Origin of the sequence: Streptomyces sp. NPDC006372, assembly GCF_040612515.1 — a bacterium.
In the GTDB taxonomy this organism is placed as follows: Bacteria; Actinomycetota; Actinomycetes; order Streptomycetales; family Streptomycetaceae; genus Streptomyces.
Map to the genome: position 1 here is coordinate 150,746 of NZ_JBEXQJ010000016.1, position 16,802 is coordinate 167,547.

15 protein-coding genes are annotated in these 16,802 nt (G+C 68.5%); 3 read left to right on the plus strand and 12 right to left on the minus strand.

The genetic code is table 11. The features are described 5' to 3' along the window. Nucleotides 1-29: 29 nt before the first annotated feature. The gene (locus tag ABZ016_RS23620; protein ID WP_356918634.1) at nucleotides 30-1,271 is read right to left on the minus strand and encodes a cytochrome P450; all 1,242 of its coding nucleotides are present in this window, start codon (nucleotides 1,269-1,271) and stop codon (nucleotides 30-32) included. Between the two features lie 618 nt (nucleotides 1,272-1,889). Here ABZ016_RS23620 and ABZ016_RS23625 point away from each other — a divergent pair. Continuing rightward, nucleotides 1,890-2,063, plus strand: a complete 174-nt coding sequence (locus ABZ016_RS23625; protein WP_356918635.1) for a hypothetical protein — start codon at nucleotides 1,890-1,892, stop codon at nucleotides 2,061-2,063. Nucleotides 2,064-2,181: 118 nt separating this feature from the next. Here ABZ016_RS23625 and ABZ016_RS23630 read toward each other — a convergent pair whose 3' ends face one another. The 11 genes from ABZ016_RS23630 to ABZ016_RS23680 form a co-directional block, all read right to left on the minus strand. Further along, complete coding sequence (locus ABZ016_RS23630; protein WP_356918636.1) at nucleotides 2,182-3,420, minus strand: sensor histidine kinase; 1,239 nt, start codon at nucleotides 3,418-3,420, stop codon at nucleotides 2,182-2,184. A gap of 64 nt (nucleotides 3,421-3,484) precedes the next feature. Continuing rightward, entirely contained in the window at nucleotides 3,485-3,907 is a 423-nt protein-coding gene (locus ABZ016_RS23635) for a hypothetical protein (RefSeq protein ID WP_356918637.1), read from the minus strand. 82 nt (nucleotides 3,908-3,989) lie between these two features. After that, nucleotides 3,990-4,385, minus strand: a complete 396-nt coding sequence (locus ABZ016_RS23640) for a hypothetical protein (RefSeq protein WP_356918638.1) — start codon at nucleotides 4,383-4,385, stop codon at nucleotides 3,990-3,992. Between the two features lie 253 nt (nucleotides 4,386-4,638). Next, nucleotides 4,639-5,421: an alpha/beta hydrolase gene (locus ABZ016_RS23645; RefSeq protein WP_356918639.1), complete on the minus strand. Its 783-nt coding sequence runs from the start codon at nucleotides 5,419-5,421 to the stop codon at nucleotides 4,639-4,641. 239 nt (nucleotides 5,422-5,660) lie between these two features. Next, nucleotides 5,661-7,397 (minus strand): RICIN domain-containing protein, encoded by a 1,737-nt coding sequence (locus ABZ016_RS23650; RefSeq protein ID WP_356918649.1) that lies wholly within the window; start codon nucleotides 7,395-7,397, stop codon nucleotides 5,661-5,663. A 183-nt stretch (nucleotides 7,398-7,580) separates the two neighbouring features. Continuing rightward, complete coding sequence (locus ABZ016_RS23655) at nucleotides 7,581-9,722, minus strand: beta-galactosidase (RefSeq protein ID WP_356918640.1); 2,142 nt, start codon at nucleotides 9,720-9,722, stop codon at nucleotides 7,581-7,583. Nucleotides 9,723-9,774: 52 nt separating this feature from the next. Beyond that, a complete protein-coding gene (locus ABZ016_RS23660; RefSeq protein WP_356918641.1) occupies nucleotides 9,775-10,707 on the minus strand; it encodes a carbohydrate ABC transporter permease in 933 nt (310 codons plus the stop codon). After that, nucleotides 10,704-11,528 (minus strand): sugar ABC transporter permease, encoded by an 825-nt coding sequence (locus tag ABZ016_RS23665; protein WP_356918650.1) that lies wholly within the window; start codon nucleotides 11,526-11,528, stop codon nucleotides 10,704-10,706. Before ABZ016_RS23665 ends, ABZ016_RS23660 begins: the two co-directional genes overlap by 4 nt. A gap of 194 nt (nucleotides 11,529-11,722) precedes the next feature. Continuing rightward, on the minus strand, nucleotides 11,723-13,117 hold the full coding sequence (locus ABZ016_RS23670; RefSeq protein ID WP_356918642.1) for an extracellular solute-binding protein: 1,395 nt from the start codon (nucleotides 13,115-13,117) through the stop codon (nucleotides 11,723-11,725). Between the two features lie 356 nt (nucleotides 13,118-13,473). Continuing rightward, on the minus strand, nucleotides 13,474-14,586 hold the full coding sequence (locus tag ABZ016_RS23675; protein ID WP_356918643.1) for a LacI family DNA-binding transcriptional regulator: 1,113 nt from the start codon (nucleotides 14,584-14,586) through the stop codon (nucleotides 13,474-13,476). A gap of 223 nt (nucleotides 14,587-14,809) precedes the next feature. Then, a complete protein-coding gene (locus tag ABZ016_RS23680) occupies nucleotides 14,810-15,094 on the minus strand; it encodes an SDR family NAD(P)-dependent oxidoreductase (protein WP_356918651.1) in 285 nt (94 codons plus the stop codon). A 566-nt stretch (nucleotides 15,095-15,660) separates the two neighbouring features. On the opposite strand from ABZ016_RS23680, the gene ABZ016_RS23685 reads away from it, so the two are divergent. After that, nucleotides 15,661-16,026 carry a hypothetical protein gene (locus tag ABZ016_RS23685; RefSeq protein ID WP_356918644.1) on the plus strand — a complete coding sequence of 122 codons (366 nt, stop codon included), beginning with the start codon at nucleotides 15,661-15,663 and terminating at the stop codon, nucleotides 16,024-16,026. A gap of 593 nt (nucleotides 16,027-16,619) precedes the next feature. Beyond that, nucleotides 16,620-16,766, plus strand: a complete 147-nt coding sequence (locus ABZ016_RS23690) for an alcohol dehydrogenase catalytic domain-containing protein (protein WP_356918652.1) — start codon at nucleotides 16,620-16,622, stop codon at nucleotides 16,764-16,766. Nucleotides 16,767-16,802 lie beyond the last annotated feature (36 nt).

A 16,802-nucleotide genomic window follows, 5' to 3' on the forward strand; every position in this document is an offset into this window, starting at 1 on the left:
CTTCTCGGTTCTCGTGGGGGGGAGGGGGGTCACCAGGCCACGGGCATGCTGTGCACGCCGTAGGTGGTCCCGGTGTGGTCGAATTCCAGGTCTGCGATGTCGGCGGCCAGGCGCAGCGTGGGGATGCGGCGGTAGAGGGTGCCGTAGACGACCTGGAGTTCCAGGCGGGCCAGGTTCTGGCCCAGGCACTGGTGGGGGCCGTAGCCGAACGCCTGGTGGACACGGGCCGGGCGGGTGATGTCGAGCCGTTCGGCCTCGGGGAAGACCTCCGGGTCCCAGTTCGCGGCGTGCAGGTCGAAGATGATGCCGTCGCCCTTGCGGATGACGACGTCGCCGATCTCGATGTCGTCCTTGGCGACCCTGCGCACGCCGGTCTGGACGATGGTCAGGTAGCGCAGCACCTCGTCGACCGCGTTGGCGATGAGCTTCGGGTCGTCGGTCTCCCGCAGCAGGGCGAGCTGGTCGGGGTGCTGGAGCAGCGCGAGGGTACCGAGGCTGATCATCGTCGCCGTGGTCTCGTGGCCGGCGATGAGCATCGCCACGCCCATGTGGACGGCCTCGGTGTGCGTCATCTCGCCGGCCTGGACTCGGCCCGCCATCTCCGACAGCACGTCCTCGCCCGGGTCAGCCGTCTTCAGTTTGAGCAGGTTGTCCAGGTAGGCGGCCAGGGCGCCGCTGGCCTTCCTGGCTTCCTCCGGCGCCACCGTGCTGTCCAGCACCAGGCTGCTGCTGCGCTGGAAGAAGTCGTGGTCCTCGTACGGCACTCCGAGCAGCTCGGCGATGACCAGCGAGGGCACCGGCAACGCGAAGGCGGTGAGCAGATCGGCCGGATTCGGTCCGGCCAGCATCCGGTCGATGAGGTCGTCGACGATTCGCTGGACCGGCGCCCGCATCGTCTCGATCCGCTTGACCACGAACGGCCCGTTGACGGTCCGACGCAGCCGCGTGTGCTCCGGCGCGTCGGTGTTCGTGATCAGCCGCGGGGTCACCGGCGCGATGTCCGCACGGTGCGCGTTGACGTAGGGGAAACCGGGGTCGAGGTCGTCGTCGCTGACGCGGGGGTCAGGCAGCAGGGCGCGCTGGTCGGCGTGCCGGGTGACCAGCCACGGTGTGGTGCCGTTCCAGATCCGCACCCGCGTCAGGGGCTTCTCGGCCTGCAGCTGCTGCGCGGCCGGGGCCGGAGCCAGCGGGCACTCGGCCGCCCGCGGCAGCGGATACTCCGGCAACGGTTCGGCCGCGCCGGTGACGGGGCAGGACAGGGCATCGGACATGGCATCTCCTCGATGACGTGGGGGTGGAGGAGTCCGGCCGGAAAATGGCACGCCGGAATCCGGAGACACAGCGGTCGAAGATCTCGACCGTGAGTAGGGAAACGCATTGCTCTGACAACTTCCGGTCGGTTTGCTGCCGTTCAGCTGTCGTGAACCAGGTCACACGGCGTGCTGGCCGAAGTCGGGAGTTGTGATCCCTACGCCGTCAACGATCCCGGTACCGGCTCGCCGTCACGAGGGAGCAGACTCCCGAACCCGTGGTGGAGTCTGCTACACCACGAGTCGACCGGCTCCTCATCCGCCCCGCGTTCCGCGGCCAACTGCCGCCGGGAGTCATAGCTATTGGCTGCCCCGAAGGCCCTTCCCTCGGTGACCTCGCTGATCCGACCGCAGCACCGGGCCGGACCGCGAGAGCGCCCGCCCGCCCCGACGGCCGACGGCTCCCGACGGAAGACAGGGGCATGGCGTCAACTCCGCGGAGGAGGACGTCACAGCCAGCCTGACCGAGCTGCATGGGCAGGCCGCCAACGCCCTCGGCGGCCCCGGCCCGGACACTGACATCCACCTCCACGATGTCGGCGTCGCGGTGGTCTTCAGCACCGTGGTGGCAAACGCCAAGTGTGTGGGTGCCCAGCTGGTCATGGCGCCGTACAGAAGAAGGGCTACGAGATCGACCTCGGCGGGCTGCTGCGCAGCGAGCTCACCCTCATCGCCTCCCAGGGCTACCCGACCGAGATCTTCGAGGTCACCCCTGAACTCGGTACAGGCCGGAAGCCGGTGCCTCGGCCGTGACCAGATGGCGCATGGCCGCCTTTGCCTACCGCTGGACGCATGCCCACGGTGACAAGGCCACGGGCCGGGTGAAGGGGACGTGATCGTGCCGCAGCGGGTGGGCCGCAGGTGCAGCGGGTCATCCGGCCGTGGTCTCCTTCGCCGCACTGTCTTCGAGAGGGAACGGGCCGAGCGGCAGTTCGGCGACGACTTCGAAACCGCCCTCCGGCCGATGACCCGCGCGGAGTCGGCCTCCGGCGGAGTGGGCGCGTTCTCGCATGCCGATGAGCCCGTAGCCGCCGCGCAGAGAGACCGAGCCGCCCGATGCCGTGCCTCCGCCGTTGATGACGGCGATGACCAGCCGGTCGTGGGCGTAGCTGAGCCGTACCTCGGCCGTACGGGCGGTGGCGTGCTTGGTGACGTTGGTGAGTGCCTCCTGCACGATCCGGTACGCCGTGAGGTCCGCCCCGGCGGAAAGCGCCCGTGGCTCTCCCTGGATGGTGAGGCTGACGATGAGCCCGGTGGGCCGGAACGAGGCGGTCAGGCCAGGGAGTTGATCAAGACTTGGGGCGGGGTGCGGCGGCATGTCCGGGTCGTCCGGGTGACGCAACAGGCCGACGGTCGCCCTGAGTTCGCGCAGGGCCGAGGCGGTGGTGGCCGTGAGTTCGGTGACGGTCTTCTCGGCCCTCTCGGGACTGGTGTTCAGGAAGCGGGCCACGGCGCCGGCCTGGATGTTGGCCAGGACGAGGTGGTGGGCGACGACGTCGTGCAGGTCACGGGCGATGCGCAGGCGCTCCTCGGTAACACGCTCGCGCGCTTCCTGCTCTCGGGTGCGTTCCGCGTGCGCCGCTCGTGCCTCGACGGCCTCCAGATACGCCGTGCGCAGCCGGTACGCGGTGCCGAGCGAGGTGGGCAGCAACAGCCAGGCGACGGGGCCGATCACTGTGAGGACCAGCGGGTCGCCGACGGGGCCGGAGAGCAGCGCCGTGATCACGAGCACCGCGATGCCGGTGAAGGTGAAGGTGTTGGCCGTCTTCCGGTCGGTACGCACGGCCAGCGAGTACAGCGCGACCATGAGCGGTCCCAGCAGCATGACGGTGAGAACGTGACCGAGCGCGGCCATGATCGTGGCGCAGAGGGCGGCCACCGCCGCCGTGACACGGGGACGGCGGCGACGCAGCAGCAGCGCGGTGCAGGAGATGCCGGTCAACAGCATCCCTGGCCAGTACGGGACTTCCAGGGGGCTCCCCGGCAGAGTGATCACACTGCCGGGGACGCAACAGGCGAAGACCGCGGCGGCGACGGCCGCGTCGGCAGCGCGAGGGTGGTCACGGAATCGCCGCAGCAAAGTGGTGATCATCGTGGCAGTCCTGTCCATGGGCACAGCGGTACAGCGAGGAACGCGTGCCCCCCAGGCGTCCCGTGTCCGCATGACGCCGACCTCACTGTGGCGTGCAGACGTCCCCGAGCGCGTCGGCCGCGGCGTCGATGTCGCTGGAGTCCGGGTCGGTGTCGCCGTTCAGGATGGCCTCGTTGTAGTCGGCGATCGCGTCCCTGAGGTCGTCGACGGCCTTTGCGACCTTGTCGTCGTCCGTCTCGTCGTCGATCTTGTCGAGGTTCTGCTCGATGGTGTCGATGGACTCCTCGGTCTGCGCGGGGTCTTTCGCCGCGTCCAGACCGGCCTTGTGGATCGCCCTGAGACTGTCGGCGATCCTTCCGGCGTTCTGGAGGCAGTCCAGCGATCTGTTCAGATCCGAGCCGTTCACGTCGTCGCAGCCGGTGGCGAGTCCGGCGGTCAGTACGACGGCGGCCACAGCGGTGGCAACGGCGGCGCCACGCCGGCCGAGGCGGCGGTTCGAGGTCATGGAGGGAGCCTTTTCTGACGAGGGGGCGTTCTGGAGAGAGGGGACGGCCAAGCCGTGTGCCGTCCTTCGGCGGATCGACGGATCAGGCCGCACGCCCTTCCACGGCGTCGGCCCGCTTCCGGTAGTTCGAGACGAGGCCGCCCGCCGCACCCAGTGAGACCAGGCCCATCCCGACTGCGGCCGTGATGCCCTTCGCTCCGTCCATCGTGAAGCAACAGACGACGGCCACACCGCCGTTGAACAGGAACAGGAACCACAGCACCGGCGACATCGACAGGAACGCCTTGATCCTCGGCTTCTTCGCGATGCGCGAGCCCGCCACGAGCGAGACGGCGATACCGGCGTAGGTGGCCACGTCCTTCGCCGTGCCGTCGAGCACGGCGCCGGATGCGGAACTTGCTGCGAGGCCGCCCACGAAGAGTGACCAGAGCAGCAGGGCGGCGACGAATGACCTCAAGGTGGCGGACGACGACTTCACGGGACTGCCCTTCGGTCGGGGAGGTGGGACACACTGCGGTGACGATCGGCTGCGATCTCTGAGACCACGATCCCGTCGCCCGCCCGCTGACACGAGGTACCGGCCTCCCGAACCCATGGTGTAGTCCGCTACACCATGGACTCACCCGCTCGTGCACCACGGTGGACCTCGGCGGTCGGCGGACAGGGGCGCAAATCGGACCACTTCCTGGCCTTCACCAGCATCGCCTGCCCCCTTATCTGCTACCGCCGGCTCACCGACTGGAGTGAGTTGCCAGGTGACGGGAAACGAAGTCGCGCCAAAGAGCCGTGGCGACGGACTTTGTTTCCGTGTGGGGACCGGTGTAGCCGATCAGTTGCTTGTCCGGTGACCCCAATGCGTCGAAGAGGGCCAACTGGCCGTCCCTGGGAAAGATCTCATCGTGCCATTGGACGTGAAACAGGGTTGGGGCGGTGATCCGGCGGACGTCCATCGCGATGCGCTCTGTCGCTTCCAGTCCTTTGTGCAGGGCCGGTCCCTGCCAGAGGCCGAACTTGCCGAGCACCGCACAGCGGAGCCGGCCGCCGACGGCGGCCGCGAAGGGGATGCCGAACCGTGCCCCCATGGACATGCCCAGGTAAGCGAGGTTTCCAGCGTCGACGATGCCCAGGGCCCCCAGCGCGTCCACTGTCACCTGCCAGTCGTCCGCCATGCGATCGAGGACGACGTCGATCCCCTCTTCGGCGATGCGGGCTTGGTATTCCGCGGCAGAGAGCGGAGTGGGCACTCGATCGCCATGGTGCGGTCCGTCGATCGCGAGGGCGGCAAGGCCGGCATGGGACGCAAACCAGCGAGCCAGGCTACCGATTCGTTCGCTTCGCTTGTGCCCGCTACCCCCGTGCCCCAGCAGGACGAGAGGCGGTGGCGAAGAGAGAGGGGAAGGCGGTAGCCAGAGCACGCCCGGAACCACGCTGGCCTCTCGCGACACACGAAACCCCTGCTCAAGGGCGCCGCCATCCATGAGGCAGCGGTCGCTCCACTCGATTGCCTCATCCACGCACTGATCCAATCAGGCGCCCGTCATGACCTGAGGGCGGCCGAAGCACGTCACGGTGTCCGCTCTGTCCAACCCTCAGGTTGGCAGGCAGGGCATACCGGCGCTCTGTTGGTACGGGGTGTGGTGTCCACACGGCCTGCAGGCGACGCCGACTGGGTCGTGCCCAGCGGCGTCGCCTGTGCGCCTGTCGTCCGCTCGTCAGGCCTTGGGGTCACCCGACTTCAGCAGTGGTACCCGGCTTACTGAACGAGTTCCCAGTCCTGGGAACCGTCCGTGGTCGCGGTCTGCAGAGTGAGTTGCGCTCCGGCGGTCGCTCCGGTCAGGTACAGGCTGGTGTTCTTGACGGACTGCAGTCGGTAGAAGCCGTCGCTGGTCTTGACCAGGTTCCAGCTGCCGGTGGAGCTGTTGTCGACCCACTGGCCGATCTTCTGGCCGGCCGTGGCGTTGCCCGTCCAGATGGCCGCCGTGCGACCGCCCGACTTGTTGAGCAGGCTCACGCCACCGTTCTGCTCGGTCGTCACGTGCCAGTACTGGGTGTCCGCGTTGGCCGCCGACCCCGGTGCCTCCAGCCGGACGTCGGGGACGTCGCCGTTGCCGATGTTGGCGTCGTTGGTCTTGTTCCCGGTGCCGATGACCTGGTCGGTCTTGCGGTTGACGAGCTGGTAGTAGGTGCCGGCGGTGTGCCCGAGGTCGACTTCGGCGAATCTGAGCGTGGAGGTGCCCTGATTGTTCAGGATCGAGATACGGCCGGTGCCCTCGACGTACTGCAGGTTGCGGCTGTAGCCGGCCTGCGAGGTCGTCTGGTACTCCTTCCATGTGCCGTCGCTGCGTCCGCTGTCGTTGACCCAGACGTTGCCGCTGCCGGCCGCGTTGTAGACCAGCCGCCCGCCGGGGAGCTTGATGAGCACCGGGCTGCCGCCCGCCGCGAGAGCGCGGGAACCGGTGTCGACCGGCAGTGTGTTGACCCCGTCACCGGTCGGAGAGCCGCGGAAGAACTCCAGCGGGTTGTCGGCGATCCGGAAGCGGGTGTTGGCCCCGCCGCCCCAGTACTCGTAGGTGATCATCCACTTGCCGTCCGTGGTCCGGACGACGTTCGTCATGCCCGGCCGGCCGCCACCGATCTCCTTCTTGCCGCCGCCCATGTCCTGGGTCAGTCCCGCGATGTCGACGACGGGGTCACTCCACTGCGCGTTGCGGCCGTTCCAGGTCTTGTGGACGAGGATCTGCCCCTCGGAGTCGGTGGCGGTGTCGTTGGCCGGGTCCAGGGTGGGAACGCCGGTGTTGGGGTCGAATCCGGTGTAGTCGTTCTCGTCGGAGTAGTAGCAGACGAGCCGGCCCTTGTAGACCATCAGGTACGGCTCCCAGAGGGGGTCCACCTGCTGGTTCGTGTTGGCGTTCGCGATGTTCTGGCCGACCGCGCCCGCGCTGCCGCCCTGCCAGCCGCCGGTCGCGACGATGTTGAGGATCTTCCAGGTGGCGCCTTCGTCGGTGCTGGAGTACAGGGCGATCGCCAGGTCCTTGCGGTCACCGTCGTTGGTCGGCGTCCAGTTGGGGTCGGCCGCCTTGTGCTCCTTGTAATAGAAGTCGTCGCCCGAGACGACACTCGCGAGAAGCAGCGTGCCCTGCTTCAGATCACCCACGTCCTGGGGGAGCGTGTAGAGGTAGGGGTTGGTCCAGTTGCTCGTGTACTTGGCGTACTTGGGGTCGCTGGAGATGTACGCCGGAGCCTTGACCTCCGACAGCGGCTGCCATGTCGTTCCGTCGTCGTCGCTCTTGTAGACCGGGAGGGTCTGCTTGTCGGCGCTGCCCGTCTCCGTCACGACGGTGGACTTCTCGAACGACGCGACCAGACGTCCGCTCGGCAACTGCGCCGACTTCGGGTAGACCGCGCAGTTGCCCCGCCCCTTCAGACAGGGCTCGTTGCCAAGCTGGTACAGGGTCCCGCCCGTCGGGTTGTACGCCTGCGCGCCCGTCATGGGCATCGCCATGAACGCGGTTGCCGCGAAGATGCCCGTCAGCACCTTTGCCCGTCTTCTTTTCCCGAACGCTCTTCTTTTCACGGCTCCTCCTCTGGGGATGCTGCATGGCGATGCCCGCGAGGGCGGGCTCAAGGGTGGTCGGCTACCGACCGACGTCGTCGGGTCGGTGCCGGCTTCGGTTCAGGCAGAGACCAGAACTCGGACGTCCCAGGGGCCGAGGTCCAGTGCTGTGCCGGTCGGGATGGGCATGCCGTTCAGGACGTCCGAGAGGTCCACCGGCGCCGGCACCCGGGCGGGTTCCCAGCTCCAGTTGTGGACGATGTGGACACGGCGCCCGTGGGATGACGTGCCGGTCGTCGCGGTGACGGTCTCGGGGAGGTCGTGCCATCCGCTGCTCGCGGCCGGGGCCAGCCACTCGGCCAGCGTCCGGGCGAGGCCCCGGCCGGGCACCGTGCCGACGCAGGTGACGCGCCCTTCGCCGTGGCGGCGGGTGGTGATCGCGGGCCAGTGCCCGAAGTGCGGGTGGTCATAGCCGGCGAGGACGTCGGCGTCATCGACCGAGAGGCCCTCGATCCACTGTGTCGCCGTGGCGTCCGCGGGCACCTCGAGCGAGCCGCCGGGCGCGGCACGGACCGGGACGTCCCGCGTCAGGTTGCTGAACTCGTCGTACCGGACGCCCGCGGCGGGGGCCAGACGACCTGGTGTCGGCTCGTGGCGGGCGCGGGCCTCGTGGTCCGCGTAGCCGGTGCGCGGGCCGAGGACCAGGTGGCCGCCCGCACGGGCATAGGCTTCCAGCCAGTCCAGCAGCGAGTCGTCGACGACATACAGGGCCGGGGCGACGAGGACGGGGTGGCGCTGTACGGCCTCCTCGGGTGTCATCCCCTGGCGCTCGCCGCGCGGGTCGTGCAGTTGCCGGGCGTGGACGATGCGTACCTGGCGCCCTGCGTCGAAGGCGCCGCGGTAGAACGGGTCGAAGATCCGGTGGTAGGCGGCCGGGTCCGGTTCGCCGTCGGCGGTGGCCAGGGGCGGGTACTTCTGCATCAGCCACTTGCTGGGCATCGAGTAGACCATCGCGATGTCGGCGTCCGGCTCGATCCCGGCGACGAGCGGGCCCGCCTTGTCGAACTCGGCTCCCAGAAGGGCCAGTTCGGCGTAGGTGCGGCCGGGCTGTCCGCTGTGCGGGAGGACGCCGCCCCAGTAGGTCTCCGCGCCGAAGCGCAGTGTCTGCCACTGCCAGTACTCGATCATCCGGGCGCCGCGCGCAACGTGCGCCCACGCGGCCTGGCGCCATTGGCCGTCGTACCCGGGGCGGTTGTCCCAGCAGAAGCCGATGGAGTTCGCGTTGGTCTCGGTGACCAGGAACGGTTCCTGGCGGGAAGAGAACATCCAGTCGGCGGTCTGGTACATGGACCACACCCCGGTGGTCTTCCAGATCTGCTCGTGGCCGTCCGGGGTGGGGTCGGGGAGCAGGAGGCCGTCCTGCATGTCGTAGTACGGGTTGCCGGAGGCGATGTCGAGCCGGGCCGACAGCTCGTCGTCCGCCACGCCCTGACGGGTGTAGGAGATGCAGGTGGTGACGAAGTGCTCGGGGCGGGCATACTCGCGCACGATGTCCGCCTGCCAGCCGATGAACTCGGTGACCTGGCGCGCCTGGAACTCCCGCCAGGCGACGTCGTACTGGGGCTGCTCGTTGCCGTCCGGCGTCCACAGGTCGGCCCAGGTGGACAGCCGGTGCGACCAGTAGACCAGGCCCCACTCGCGGTTGAGGGTCTCGACGTCGCCGTACTTGTCGCGCAGGTGGTCCACGAACCGCTGGAAGACACCGTGGTTGTGGAAGAGGTGCAGGCCGGGCTCATTATCGACCTGCCACCCGATGACCGCCGGGTGGTCGGCGTACCGGGCGGCCATCTTGCGGATGATCCGCTCGGCGTGGAACCGGAAGGCGGGGTGGGTGAAGTCGACCTCCTGGCGGGCGCCCCAGCCGATGGGCTCGCCGGTGCGGCGCTCGGCCGTGATCTCCGGGTACTGACGGGCCAGCCACGGCGGCACGGCGTACGTCGGCGTGCCGATGATCACGGAGATCCCGCGCTCGTGGGCGCCGTCGAGGACGGGCTGGAGCCAGTCGAGGTCGAAGCGGCCGTTCTCGGGCTCCCAGGTCGACCAGACCGACTCGCCGATCCGGATGACGGTGAACTTCGCCGCGGCCATGAGGTCGAGGTCGGTCTTCAGCCGTTCCTCGGGCCGCAGTTCGGGGTCGTAGGCAGGCGTGTACTCGTGGTAGTACGCGGCGCCGAAGAGGACACGGGCAGGCAGGGCCGCCATGACGGGGAACCTCCAGTAGAGGGAGACGGGAAAACGGTGAGGGACAGGCGGGCTACTGCTTGACGCTGCCGCTGGCCAGACCGCTCTGCCAGTAGCGCTGGAGCAGGAGGAAGGCGACGACGAGCGGGATGATGGAGATCAGGGAGCCGGTCACGACGAGCGCGAGCATGTCGCTGCTGGCGCCGGCCCCGCCGTTCTGCGCCTGGGCGGCCCACGAGGACAGGCCGACCGTGATCGGATACAGATCGGGGTTGTTGAGCATGATCAGCGGCAGGAAGTAGTTGTTCCAGGTCGCCACGAGCGTGAACAGCAGGACGGTCACCAGGCCGGGGCCCAGCAGTCTCAGAACGATCCGGAAGAAGATCCGCGCCTCGCCGGCGCCGTCGATGCGGGCCGCCTCCAGGATGCTGTCCGGGACGGCGTCCTGCGCGTAGACGCGCATGAGGTAGAGGCCGAACGGGTTGACGAGGGAGGGCAGGATGATCGCCCAGGGAGTGTTGACCAGGCCGGCCTTCGCGAAGAGCAGGTAGGTCGGGATGGCCAGGGCGGTGGCCGGGACCATGACGGCGCCCAGCACCAGGTTGAAGGCCAACCGGTCCCCGCGGAATCGGAACTTGGCGAACCCGTAGCCGCCGGCGGCCGCGAGGAGGGAGGCGCCGACAGCGCTCACGCCCGCGTACACGGCGGTGTTGAGCAGCCAGCGCAGGAAGACGCCGTCGTCCTGGGTGAAGGTCGCCTTGATGTTCGTCAGCAGTTGCGGAGCGTCCGAGAACCACAGGCCGAAGCTGTTGAACAGGTCCTGAGTGCTCTTGGTGGACGCGACGAGCAGCCAGAACAGCGGGAGGAGGAAGTAGGCCAGGGCGGCCAGCATGGCGATCGTCAGCGGGGTGCTGCGGCGAGCTCGGGGGCCGCGCCTCTTCGGGGAAGCCGGGGGAGCCGGCTCGGCCGCCTTCGTGACCGGGGCCGTGGGAGTAGTGGTCGTCATGGAGTCCTCCTGCGGCTCGCGGTGAGCAGGACGGCGTAGGAGGCGACGACGATGACGAGGCCGAGGAGGAAGGACACCGTGGCCGCGTAGTTGACCTGCTGGCCGGTGAAGGCGAGGGAGTAGGCGTAGAGGTTGGCGGTGTAGGAGCTGCTGATGACGTCCGGGGCGATCTTCATCAGCAGGTTCGGCTCGTTGAACAGCTGGAAGCTGCCGATCACCGAGAACAGCAGGGTGAGCAGGAGGGAAGGCCGGAGCGCCGGCAGTTTGACCGACCAGGCGATGCGCCAGGCGCCGGCGCCGTCCATCGCGGCCGCTTCGTACAGCTCCTGCGGGATCGTGCGCAGGGCGGCGTACAGGATGATCATGTTGTAGCCGACGAACTCCCAGCTCACGATGTTCGCCAGGCTGCCGAGCATCCAGCCTTCACTGAGGAAGTCCGGGGCCGGCAGGTCCAGCTTCCGGCTCAGCTGGGCGAACGGACCGAAGTCGGGGCCGTACAGATAGCCCCACATCAGCGCCGCGACCACGCTCGGCACGGCGTACGGGACGAAGATGCCGAGGCGGATCACCCGGGCGAGCCGCAGCAGGCCGCTGTCGAGCGCGAGGGCGAACAGCAACGCCAGCAGCAGCATCACGGGGACCTGGATCACGAAGAACAGCGCGACGCGGCTGACTCCGTGGAGGAACTGGGGGTCGCTCAGAGCCTGGGCGTAGTTGTCGAGGCCGACGAAGACCGTCCCCCCGACCAGGCGTTCCTGGAAGAGACTGAGATAGGCGGCGTAGCCGAGAGGAGCGAGGAAGAGCAGGAGGAACAGCACCATGAAGGGTGCGACGAACAACGGCCCTGCCGACCGGCGGTGGCCTGTGCCGCCTCGCCGGGGGCGTGCCGGCCCGTCCCGGCGCCGGCCCTTGCGGGAGGCCGCGGTTGTTGCGGTCATCATCGGTCCTTCTGACGATGGGACTGTGCTGGTGGGACGGTGGGTCCCACGCTCCCGCGCGGGACCTGGCATGACTGTCACGAGGTCTTGACGGTGAAGCCCTGGTTCTTGGCGTACGTGGTCAGTCGCGACTGCCAGGTGCCGAGCGCCCGGACGGTGTCGGTGCGGTCGGCGAGCGACTTGCCGACGGTCTCCGTCCAGTCGGTCGCCGCCTGGTCGAGGAAGGGCGGCCACTGGAAGGACGTGGAAACCGTGGTGCTGATGTCGGCGAAGACCTGGTTGACCTTCTGGCCGCCGTAGAAGGCAGGCGCGTCGCCGGTGAAACTCGCGTCCGCGAGCAGGGCCTTGGTGGCCGGGAAGAAGAACTGCTCGGTGGCGAACATCTTGGCGCTGTCCGGATCGCTGTTGAGGAACTGCGCGAACATCGCCGCCGCGATCGGGTTCTTGGTGGAACGGATGACGGCGGTGGTGGAACCGCCCCAGTTGCCGGAGCTGGGCTTGGCGGCGTCCCACTGCGGCAGCGGGGCGGCCCGCCACTTGCCGGCGGTGGCCTTGGCGGAGCCGGAGAGGAAGGCGGGGCCCCAGGCCGCGGTGAGCCAGGTGGCGTACTTGCCCTTGTTGAGCGCCGCGTACCAGGCGTCGGTGAAGTCGGGTTCGGTGCCGATGACACCCTCCCTCGCGAGCCCGCCCCAGTACTCGCCGAGCTTCTTGGAGGCCGCATCGTCGACGCTGATGGTGATGTCGCTCTGGCCGGAGGTGACGTAGGGCTTGGAGCCCGCCTGCCACTGCAGGCCGTGCCAGGCGGCGGGCTGGTTGGCAGCCAGGTTGGTCAGGTACACGTCTGGGTCGGCCTTGTGCAGCTTGCGCGCCGCCGCGGCGAACTCCTCCCAGGTGCCAGGCACTTCGATGCTGTGCTTGTCGAAGATGTCCTTGCGGTACAGCATCCCCATCGGGCCGGTGTCCTGCGGGATCGCCCAGACCTCGCCGTTCGGGCCGCTGACCTGGCCCCATGTCCAGTCGACGAACGTGTCCTTGAGCTCGGACGCGCCGTACGGCCGCAGGTCCAGCAGACTGTCGGTGATCGTGAAGGTGGGGATGGCCTGGTATTCGATCTGCACCATGTCCGGGGCGCCGCTGCCCGCCTTGAGCGCCGTACGCAGCTTCGTGTACTGCGGGACGCCCTGGCCAGCGTTAACGACCTTGAGCTTGATCGCCGGGTACTTCTTCTCGAAGAGCGCCACTTCCTTGTCGATGTTCGGGACCCAGGTCCAGAACGTCAGCTCGGTGGGCGTCTTCATCGCCTTGTCGATGTCGGCCTGGCTGACCGGCTTGGCGGAGCCGGAACCGGAGGAACCCCCCGAAGCGCCGCCGCAGGCCGTGAGCGCGGCTCCCAGTGAAAGGGCTCCCGTGGTGGTGAGGAAGAGCCGACGGCTGATCGAGGAAGAGCTGGCTGTGAAAGGGGATCTGCGCATGGTGAACTCCCGCCGATGGCGAAGATGGCGGCACGCCTCACCGGGGCGCGCCGGGACATGATGGAGGAAGGACGGACGCGATGACCGGGGCTCGAACGCCGACGCGGTCGGATGCGGGTCCTCGTGGATCGTGGGCGGCGGGCCTCCCGCCTGCTGAGAAGGTGGAGAGGCCGCTGCCGGAAATACGGGATGGCGATGACGCAGAGGCGGATCAGGAATCGACTCGGGTACCGCTCTGCGAAGGGAAATCGTGAGGGGCGCGACGCGCGCGGCTTGTCACGGGGTCGCGCGCCCGCTGTGGGGGATCGCTCTCCGGGGTGATCGGGCGCGTTCAGCGACGGTGCGGGGTCTTGGATCTAAAGGTGTGGACCGGGTGCGTCTCCTTGGGATCGGGAGGCAGTGCTACGTCGATGAGCCGGGGTCTTGCGGATTGCCGGAGGCGCGGTCGAGGCGCGGACGACGAGGTCGACCACCGGGCCGCTCGACGGTAAAGCGTCCGCGGTCGGGTTCTCGATGGCATGCACCAGACGCTTGAGCCCTTCCTGTGCCACCGAGTCGAACGGTTGCCGGACCGTGGTGAGGGGAGGAGTGACGTAGCCGGCGACGGGAATGTCGTCGAAGCCGACGACACTCACGTCCTCCGGTACCCGCCGTCCAGCCTCGGTCAGCGCGCGGATCAGCCCGATCGCCATGTCGTCGTTGGCGGCGAAGACCGCGGTGAGGTCACCGTCCCCGGCCAGCTCGCGGCCGGCCCGGTACCCGGATGCGGCCGACCAGTCGCCCTCGACAACTTGGGGTACATCCCTGCCATGGTCGGTGAGCGTTGCTCGCCATCCCTCCTGGCGGTCCCGGGCCGCGTACCACCGCTGCGGACCGGCGAGATGATGGACCGTCGCATGCCCGAGCTCTAGCAGATGTTCGGTGGCCGCCCGGGCCATCAGGTCGGCACCGTCCCCCGCGGTCAGCACCGTGGGCGCGGTGACGGGCGGCGGCGCACCCAGGACGAGGACCGGCACATCGACACGGAGGGTTTCGTCGCCGCTTTGCTCGTCGTCGATCGGTTCGGATATGACGATGCCGTCCACGCCCTGGTCGAGGAGCGAGCTCACGGCACCGGCGAGGCCAGCCGGGTCTCCTTCCATCGTGTTGACGACGCGGAGTGCATAACCCGTGTCACGGACGACGCGCTCGACACCCATGAGCAGCGACGCGGGTCCGTACAGGGCCGTGCCGAGCGTCACCACGCCGATCGAGCGGGTCCGCCCGGACGCCAGGGCCCGGGCGGCGTTGTTGCGCCGGTAACCGAGTTCCTCGGCGGCTTCGAGAACGCGTCGGCGTACGTCGGTGGAGACGTACGGCTCGTCGTTGAGGACTCGCGACACCGTCTTCTGCGAAACCCCCGCCAGTCGGGCGACGTCAACGCTGCGCGGCGCAGCAGAGCTCCCGCCCCTTGCCTTACCTCGCTCCATGGCGTCTCCAGATGACCGAACGACAGAGCCGAACCAGTCAGCGCCCACTTGCTGACTGCGGTGTCATGTCTACGCAGTCATACGATTGTCGTCAAGAGTCCGGAACGCATCCGTAACAGCGGGCCCGCATCCTGTCTCCTGAGTACGTGATCGCCGACGGCCGGTGGGCGGGGCGTGGACGCAGGTCGACATCGTCGGCCCCGGGGCCGATGCACGGCGCACCTCACCGTTTTTCCTGCCGGCTGGTCCTGCTCGGCACGGTGTTGGCCTCGCCGCCGGTGACGCTGGCGTTGTTGACCGGGACGTCGAAACGGTCGTATGCGGTCTTCGCCCGGACCGCGGCCTGCTCGATGGAGGCGCCGTCGGTCACGTCGAGGTGGACGAACGTTGCGTCGGCGCCGCCGTCGCGCAGTGCTTGCTCGGCTTTGTGTCCGAGCGTCTCGCCCCCTTGGTCGACCGGGACGATCAGCCCGCGCTCGCCCAGCAGGCGAGCAGTTTCGATAGTTATGTCTCTGTTGGCATCCGGCGACCAGGGCTATGTGCGCATGTCGTGTCCTTGCAAAGGTGAATCACGCAGGCCTCAGATATCCGGAACATGTGATGTGGGGGCTTCGACCATGCGGAGCGGGATCCAGTAGCAAGGGGCTACGGTCTCTCGACGCCGCTCGATACGTGCCACTCGGGTCTCGCCGCCATTTCGAACATGTTTCGAAATTTCGAACCCTCAGCTATGTCTGTAGCCCCGTCCAAGCCCTCGCTCAGGGAGGCTACGTGTCCGACGAAGCGCGCCCCGTGATACCTGGAACGGAACGGGTTGGAGTGGTTGGGGTGGCACCGGCAAGGCAGGCGCCGGGCCCTCGTCGGAGCGGTGTTCGGGGCGGCGGGGGCCACGGCCGCGCTTCCAGCGCCTGCTGGCGCGGCATCCCCGCGCGACCGTTCCCGCGCAGCCGGAGCGAACAGGAATGCCGGGGGCAATCCGGGAAGTGATCACCGCCTGGGCGCAGGCCCCGTCGTCGCATCCCCTTCTCGGTGACTGGCGTAGAGCCGGTTATCGGCGTGGTGCCAAGAGCGCTCGTGCTGCACATTCGCGCGTCGTTTCCGCCGCGGACCTCGGTATTCGCCCCCGGTGAGTCACGGGACGTCAGCGGCATCCTGCAGAAGACGGCGCTGGACCACCTGGGAGCGCGCGGCGAGGGCGTACTGAAGCTGGGCAAGGGTCGCTACGTCCTGGACAACCCCTTGTTCGTCCATGGCGGCAACGTCGTGCTGCGGGGGCGCGACCGGACGACACTGCACTTCACCCGGCTGCTGGAGCAGAGCATCGGGCGGGCCCACGACGCCGGCGGCCAGAGCGTCTGGTCCTGGACCGGAGACCAGTGTCCTTCATCGCTCGTGAGGGATCTGCTGAACATCCTGCGTTCCACCGCACCACTCGGCTAGGGAAAGGACCAGGCTCATGGTGTAACTCGCTACACCCTTCGGTCGGGAGTGCGCTCCCTCGCTCGGGCGCAAGCTTCGGGAGACGGTGGAACCCAGAAGGTCGAGAGCTCTTCAGAAGGAGCCCGGCAGTTCCCGTTCGGGCGAAGGAGAAGAACGTTGAGGTCGTTCGTGGCGTCGCTGGCGCTGTGGATCCTGTTCGCGGCCGGCGTCAGCGCCTGGTTCGGGGCCGGGGCCGTGTGCGGGGGCACCTGGCAGGACGTGGTCACTTACGGCGGGCTCGTCGTGATGCTCGGGGCCGGTGCCGGTCTCGTGCGTGGCCGGTGCCCACAGGAAAGTGACCGTGCGTCTCTTCGTTCGAACAGCGATTCACGGGCGGTGAGCCCTGCGGCGGCATACCCGCGGCACCTGCGTCTCGTACCACCCCTGCATTCACCGAAAGGGAGCCTCACCGTCAACACGAGGTCCCTTTACACCGGCACCACCCCGAACAGCGGCGAGCTCCTGGAGGTGGACCGCCCGGCCTCCGGTCCGCGCGACGCGTGGTGAGGATCCGCGCCTGCGGCATCTGCGGCACCGACGTGTCGTTCCTGCACATGGGCGGCATACCTGCCCCCGCTCACCTCGGGGCGGCATCTTCCCCCCCCGTGGCGCCGGGGCACGAGCCGGCCGGTGAGGTCGTCGAGGTGGGTGCCGAGGTCGAGGGGGTGAAGGCAGGCGACCGGGTTGTGGTCAACCCGTAGGGCACTGAACGATGGAGTCGTGGCCCCGGCGGGAGC